Below are 6379 nucleotides of genomic sequence, written 5' to 3'. Positions count from 1 at the left end.
CTATTCGTGCTGTCGCACAGACGGGTGTTGACTATATTTCTAGTAGTGCGCCAATTACTCAGTCGAAGTGGCTGGATTTGAGCATGAGGATTGTATTTTAAATAAATAAGGCGAATAATCTGACTCCCAAGTCGGTCTTATATTGTGTTGCATTTTTGGAGGATCAAAGCCTAAAACAATGCGTCCACTATTGATTGTATGTTGCCTCAATGTCACCCAGATTTTCTGCGATCTAGACAATTTCTGCTCGACATGGGAGAAGTTATGTCAGCAAATACCACAACTATCATCAATGAGGGTAAAGAGACGTAGTAAATCAAGGATGACCAATTGCTAAAAGCAATACAAAAGCAAAAATGGTATTGTTGAATTAATTAAATAGTATTTATGGCGATGGAGCTCGCCAAAACCGCCTTTCCAGTACAGGTTAAATTAATAACTGGAAGGCTGATGGCTCCTACTTTCCTGACTTACTGCGGGAGGGTAGGGCTTGGCTAAATGCATTACCTAACTCCCCTGTAGAAAGTCTAAGTCTACAAATCGCACCTCAAGGAGTCATGGTATGAAACACTTTCGTCAGTTTGAACCGTTTATTGCATTACCCCACCTGATCAAGTGGTTACCCATTTCCTTTGTGGTAGGCATTCTTGCTGGAACAGGTTCTGCGGTTCTTTTGGCATCACTTGAATGGGCAACTGATTGGCGAGAATCGCATCGTTGGATTATCGCCTTGCTGCCTCTTGGTGGCTTCTTGAGCGGTTGGATTTATCATCAGTTTGGTCGGACTGTAGAAGCAGGAAATAATCTTTTACTCGAAGAAATCCATAAACCTAAAGATATTATTCCTTTCCGCATGGCTCCTCTTGTTCTACTAGGAACAGACCTGACTCACTTATTTGGAGGTTCAGCCGGTCGTGAAGGTACAGCATTACAGATGGGTGCTTCTTTGGCAGACCAGTTAACTAAAATATTGCATTTTCAAGGAGCTAATCGGCGAATTTTATTAACGGCAGGTATCAGTGGGGGATTCGCTTCAGTTTTCGGTACTCCCTTAGCTGGAACTGTATTTGGTCTGGAAGTTTTAGCGATTGGTAAAATTCATTACGATGCTCTTTTTCCCTCTTTAATTGCTGCGATCGTTGGGAATCAAGTAACCTTGTTATTGGGTTTGCATCATACTGCATACCGACACGCTCCCTCAATACCAACGCTGACAATTTTGGGGCTGATTTCTGCCATTATCGCAGGAGCAATCTTTGGAATAGTCGCAAGATTTTTTGCTCAAATAACTCACAAAATTAGTCACTTATTTAAAGCAAAAATATCTTATCCTCCAATGCGTCCTTTGCTCGGCGGTGTGATAATAGCAGCAATTGTTGGGTTGAGTGGAACAACCAAGTACATTGGGCTTGGTATCCCAACCATCGTTGATTCTTTCTATACTCAGCTACCTCCTTGGGATTTTGCTACCAAATTGGGTATGACTGCTTTAACTTTAGGTGCTGGATTTAAAGGAGGAGAAGTAACACCTTTATTTTTTATTGGTGCAACTTTAGGTAATGCTTTATCGTTACTTTTAGCATTACCTGCACCACTGTTAGCAGGAATGGGATTTGTGAGTGTATTTGCAGGTGCAGCAAATACACCTTTGGCATCAACTTTAATGGGAATTGAACTATTTGGTTTGGAATCAGGAGTATTTGTTGCTATTGGCTGTGTAGTAAGCTACTTATTTTCGGGTCATTCTGGAATTTATACTTCACAGCGTATTGGGTTGAGTAAGTACTCTCCTGTATATCTGGAAGAAGGGGAAACTTTAGCTAATTATGGACGACTAAAAGTTGAGCCAAAAATTGATTTAGCCGATAATAGCAAAGAAAAAGGAAACAATTCTCAGGAATAATTTCTGGATGCAATTCATGGATAATTAGGAAAGTGCGTAGTTTACTGCCGTAGGCATCGCATAGTCAAAGTAGTCATGTATGTGCGATCACTATTGTATAAAGTAAAGTAGCCACTCAATCAAAAGGAGAGGGGAAATCGTACATAAATTTGCTGGGCAAAAGGTGTCTGAAATCCTGAAGTACAAAAAGGGTAGTATAAAGCAGGCTCTACTCCCGGAAGAATCGCCCAGTTGGGATGAGTTTTGTGAAATGTTATGGGAAGAGATTGAAGCGGGAGCAGAAGTAAATCAACCGGATTTTAAAGTTGTTCGCAAGTTATTAAGCGATAAGAGGTTTGACAAATGAATAATCTTTTAGCAGAACAAATTTTAGTCCAATACCATTCTTGTGTAACCAAGTGGATGTTATTCAAGCCACAATTGTTACTCTTGAATTATGTACAGCTTTTAGACGAGTATTACCAAACTGTGATTTAATGCCAGATATCTTTGTTGAAAGTAACGGTTCCTTTGCTTTCATCAAGTTTGATAATATCTACTCTAATTTAATACGTCCATTTTTTGAGCAAGTGTTAGCAAAGCACGACTTATGTAGTGATTTATTACTAGATACAATAGTATTTACACTTCCTTGTACGAGTATTATCCCAGAAGGGAGTATAAAGGTAATAAGTAAAGCTTTGCCTAACTCAAAGTTTAACTTCAAACCAAATCCAAATACTACTACGATTGGAAGTAATTTGATGAATTGTGTAAAAGCTAATATAACTTTTAATACTAATAACCAATTCCAGTTACCCAACTACATGAATATTACTTAATATTATCTCTATCAGGTTGCGGTGGATAATATAGCCCACCGTAACCTTTAGACTAATAGATTGAGTTTAACAAAAGCGGCTAAAAGTGATCGCCTTACACCTTAAACTTCTCAGTAATCCGCTTCATCGCTTCTTCGACATTCTCCCGGCTGTTAAATGCCGAAATGCGGAAATAACCTTCACCCGCAGCACCAAAGCCAGAACCGGGTGTTCCGACAACGTTGACAGTTTGCAGCAGCTTATCAAAGAATTCCCAACTGGATAAACCATTAGGTGTTTTCACCCAGACATAAGGTGCATTCACGCCACCATAAACTGATAATCCGGCAACTGTGAGTTTCTCGCGGATAATTTTGGCGTTTTCTAGATAAAAACTAACCAATCCCTTGATTTGTGCCTGTCCTTCTTCAGAGTAAACCGCTTCGGCTCCTCGTTGGACGATGTAAGAAACGCCATTAAATTTGGTGGACTGGCGACGATTCCACAGTTTCCATAGTTCCACATCGGAACCATCGGCGGCTTTTCCTGTGAGTGTCTTCGGTACAACAGTTAACGCGCAACGGGTTCCTGTAAAGCCTGCGTTCTTGGAGAAAGACCGAAACTCGATGGCAACTTCTCTTGCACCTTCAATTTCATAAATTGAGTGGGGAAGTGATGAGTCGGTAATATAAGCTTCGTAGGCTGCATCAAAGAAAATAATCGAGTTATTAGCTTTGGCATAGTCTACCCATGCCTTTAAATATTCCTTGGTAGCAGTTGCGCCAGTGGGGTTATTGGGAAAGCAGAGATAAATTAAATCGACTTTTTTTGAGGGAATTTCGGCGGTGAAGTTGTTTTCAGCCGTAATCGGCAGATAAACTAAGCCTTCAAACTCGCCTTTGTCGTTGGCATCCCCAGTATTTCCCACCATAACATTAGTGTCTACATACACAGGATACACAGGGTCAGTAACGGCGATGATGTTATCATCACCAAAGATTTCCAGAATATTGCCAGTGTCGCATTTGGAACCATCAGAGATAAAGATTTCTGAAGCATCAATTTCGGCTCCCCGCGCTTGGAAATCTTGAGTAGCTATTTTCTCCCGTAACCAAGCATAGCCTTGCTCTGGCCCGTAGCCTTTGAAGGTATTGCGATCGCCCATTTCTTCTACAGCTTTAATCATAGCTGTACGGCAAGCCTCCGGCAGAGGTTCGGTAACATCACCAATGCCTAACCGGATCACCTTAGCATCAGGATTCGCTTCAGCAAAGGCATTCACCCGCCGAGCAATTTCTGGAAACAGATAACCCGCTTTCAGTTTCAGGTAGTTGTCGTTAATAGTTGCCATATGTAGATTATGAAAAACGCCCTCAAACAGCTTACTGCTAATTTATAAGGGCGATAACTTTGTTGTCTTGTGGGGTGTGGGGGATGAGGGAAATAACCAATGCCCAATTCCCTATAATCAACTAGACATTTACTGGCTGTTTATTATCGGCTGATGTATAACTGTTGCTATTATCAATTCCGAACTGCGTGAGTGATTCTTGACCTGTAATTAATCTTGCTCCACGATTACGGGTGAAATAGTTCCATGCCCACTGAATCATTACTACTAATTTGTTGTTAAATTCAATTAAGAAGTAGATGTGAATCAATAGCCAAAACAGCCATGCAAAGAAACCTTTCAGCTTGATGAAGCCGAAATCGACCACAGCAGAATTGTGTCCAATCATCGCTAAACTACCATAATCGGTATAAGCAAAGGGTGGCAAATTGCTACCTACAAGCCGCTTTTGGACTAATTCTGCTACATATTCTCCTTGTTGCTTCGCTACAGGTGCAACACCAGGTAGCGGTTTCCCATTTTGATGGGGAAAATTTGCTAAGTCGCCAATTACAAAAATATTGGGATGTCCCTTAATGCTTAAGTCCGGTTCGACAATAACGCGTCCAGCGCGATCGCACTCAGCAGCTGTGCGTTCTGCTAGCACTTTTCCCATTGCTGAAGCTTTCACACCTGCTGCCCATAATACCGTTTTCGAGGCAATCTCTTTAACTTCATCACCTTGTTTGAGGGTAACAATATCATTTTCAATATTCGTTACCAGTGTTTTTGTCTGGACAATCACCCCCAACCGCGTCAGGGATGCTTCCGCTTCTTGTGATAACTCTGGTGCAAATGGTGGCAGAATCCGATCCAGACCTTCTAATAGCAAAATCTTGGCTTCCGATGTGTCGATGCTGCGGAAATCTTCTGTGAGAGTTTGATTTGCTAATTCTGCGATCGCGCCAGCTAATTCTACACCAGTAGGGCCACCACCAACAATTACAAAGGTTAACCAGGCACGGCGTTTTACTGGATCAGTTTCTTTTTCTGCGGCTTCAAACGCCGTAAATATCCGACGACGCATTTCTATAGCATCTTCTACTGTTTTCAAACCTGGGGCGAATTCTTCCCAGTTGTCTTTGCCAAAGTAGGAATGCTTCGCACCTGTAGCGACAATTAACGTATCGTAAGGTATTGCTTCGTCGCCCACAATCACTTTTTGTGCTTCTGGATCAATATTATTCACCTCTCCCAGCAGTACTTTCGTATTCTTGCTCTTACTGAGTACAGAACGCAACGGCGAAGAAATATCCGCAGGAGATAGCGCACCTGTGGCGACTTGGTATAAGAGGGGTTGAAATAAATGAAAATTACGTTTATCAATCAAAGTAACGTTTACTGCCGCCTTGGCGAGTGTTTTTGCTGCATAAAGTCCACCAAAGCCACCGCCAACAATGAGAACTTGATGAGGTGGATTATTGTCAAGTGAGTTTACCATAATAAATATGTCCCTACGTTACTAGTGCTGTAACTATTCTTAACAAATTTGTATCAAAATTGTCATCAGATGTTTTGTATTGCTTTTTACATTTGAACAAGGATTAAAATAATCAAAACTACAGGATAAACAGAACTTTTCAAGATGGAGGCTCAAACAATAAGAGTTGGGAATATTTGAATCGCTCTTTGTTTGTGTAAATTTATCAAAGGTATATGTAAGATTTATGCAAACTCACTCAGAGCTAGTTGATTGTGGTGTTTGTGTCAAACGTGGTGAATGAGTTCGCCGCCAACGGGTAAAGCCATAGACAAGAGCAGCAAAAATTAACAAATAGGGACTATAAACAATTAACCAAATACCCAGCTTGAGTAAGCCAACGGAAAATGCACTCAAAGAATGGGTGGAGTTGTTCCAAGTTTCCTGAACTTGCAAACCAAAGGCAGGTTGTGGACTGGTGCTAGAAACTGCTGCTTCTAGGTTCAGCGTAATAGTAGAATAAGCAACTTGATTTTGTAGGCTTTTGAGTTGGGCATCAATTTGTTCTATTGTTTGTCGGACATTACTCAATTCTTGGGCAACACTAAGCACATCTGTAATAGAACCCGCCCGATCCATAATTTTTTGCAAATTTGCTTCAGTTTTTCGCAAATTAGTTAATCTAGCTTGGAAATCCACCAGGCGATCACCCACATCTTCTGCAGTGATATTGCGACTATCAACAGTGCCCAATTTAGCTAGTTGTTCTAAGGTCTGGAGTTTAGACTAAAGCAAGCAAAAATAGCTCGACAGTGGATTCCATTGAGTGGATGTCGAAAAATCAGAGAACTAAGTCAGAAAAAAAG

The 6379-nt window shown here is 41.1% G+C and carries 5 protein-coding genes, 2 pseudogenes and 1 riboswitch; of the genes and pseudogenes, 4 read left to right on the top strand and 3 right to left on the bottom strand.

Annotated elements, in window-relative coordinates; all coding sequences use genetic code 11:
- The 4 genes and pseudogenes from V7L29_RS13465 to V7L29_RS13450 form a co-directional block, all read left to right on the top strand.
- Positions 1–101, top strand: a pseudogene (locus V7L29_RS13465) (carboxylating nicotinate-nucleotide diphosphorylase); the annotation flags it as partial.
- A 279-nt stretch (positions 102–380) separates the two neighbouring features.
- A riboswitch (Fluoride riboswitch) is annotated at positions 381–467 on the top strand.
- Positions 468–562: 95 nt separating this feature from the next.
- Positions 563–1903: a voltage-gated chloride channel family protein gene (locus V7L29_RS13460; protein ID WP_334735794.1), complete on the top strand. Its 1341-nt coding sequence runs from the start codon at positions 563–565 to the stop codon at positions 1901–1903.
- Positions 1904–2066: 163 nt separating this feature from the next.
- The gene (locus tag V7L29_RS13455) at positions 2067–2249 is read left to right on the top strand and encodes a hypothetical protein (protein ID WP_334735793.1); all 183 of its coding nucleotides are present in this window, start codon (positions 2067–2069) and stop codon (positions 2247–2249) included.
- A gap of 52 nt (positions 2250–2301) precedes the next feature.
- Entirely contained in the window at positions 2302–2724 is a 423-nt protein-coding gene (locus V7L29_RS13450; RefSeq protein WP_334735792.1) for a hypothetical protein, read from the top strand.
- Between the two features lie 94 nt (positions 2725–2818).
- On the opposite strand, the gene V7L29_RS13445 is transcribed toward V7L29_RS13450, so the two are convergent.
- The 3 genes and pseudogenes from V7L29_RS13445 to V7L29_RS13435 all read right to left on the bottom strand — a co-directional run.
- Entirely contained in the window at positions 2819–4054 is a 1236-nt protein-coding gene (locus V7L29_RS13445; protein ID WP_334691565.1) for an LL-diaminopimelate aminotransferase, read from the bottom strand.
- 121 nt (positions 4055–4175) lie between these two features.
- Positions 4176–5534: an NAD(P)/FAD-dependent oxidoreductase gene (locus tag V7L29_RS13440; protein WP_334691566.1), complete on the bottom strand. Its 1359-nt coding sequence runs from the start codon at positions 5532–5534 to the stop codon at positions 4176–4178.
- Between the two features lie 234 nt (positions 5535–5768).
- Positions 5769–6287, bottom strand: a pseudogene (locus V7L29_RS13435) (DUF4349 domain-containing protein); the annotation flags it as partial.
- Positions 6288–6379 lie beyond the last annotated feature (92 nt).

Source organism: Nostoc sp. (assembly GCF_036916575.1).
In the GTDB taxonomy this organism is placed as follows: domain Bacteria; phylum Cyanobacteriota; class Cyanobacteriia; order Cyanobacteriales; family Nostocaceae; genus Nostoc.
Note: the sequence above shows the minus strand (reverse complement) of the source record. Positions and strands in the feature narration are given on the sequence as shown.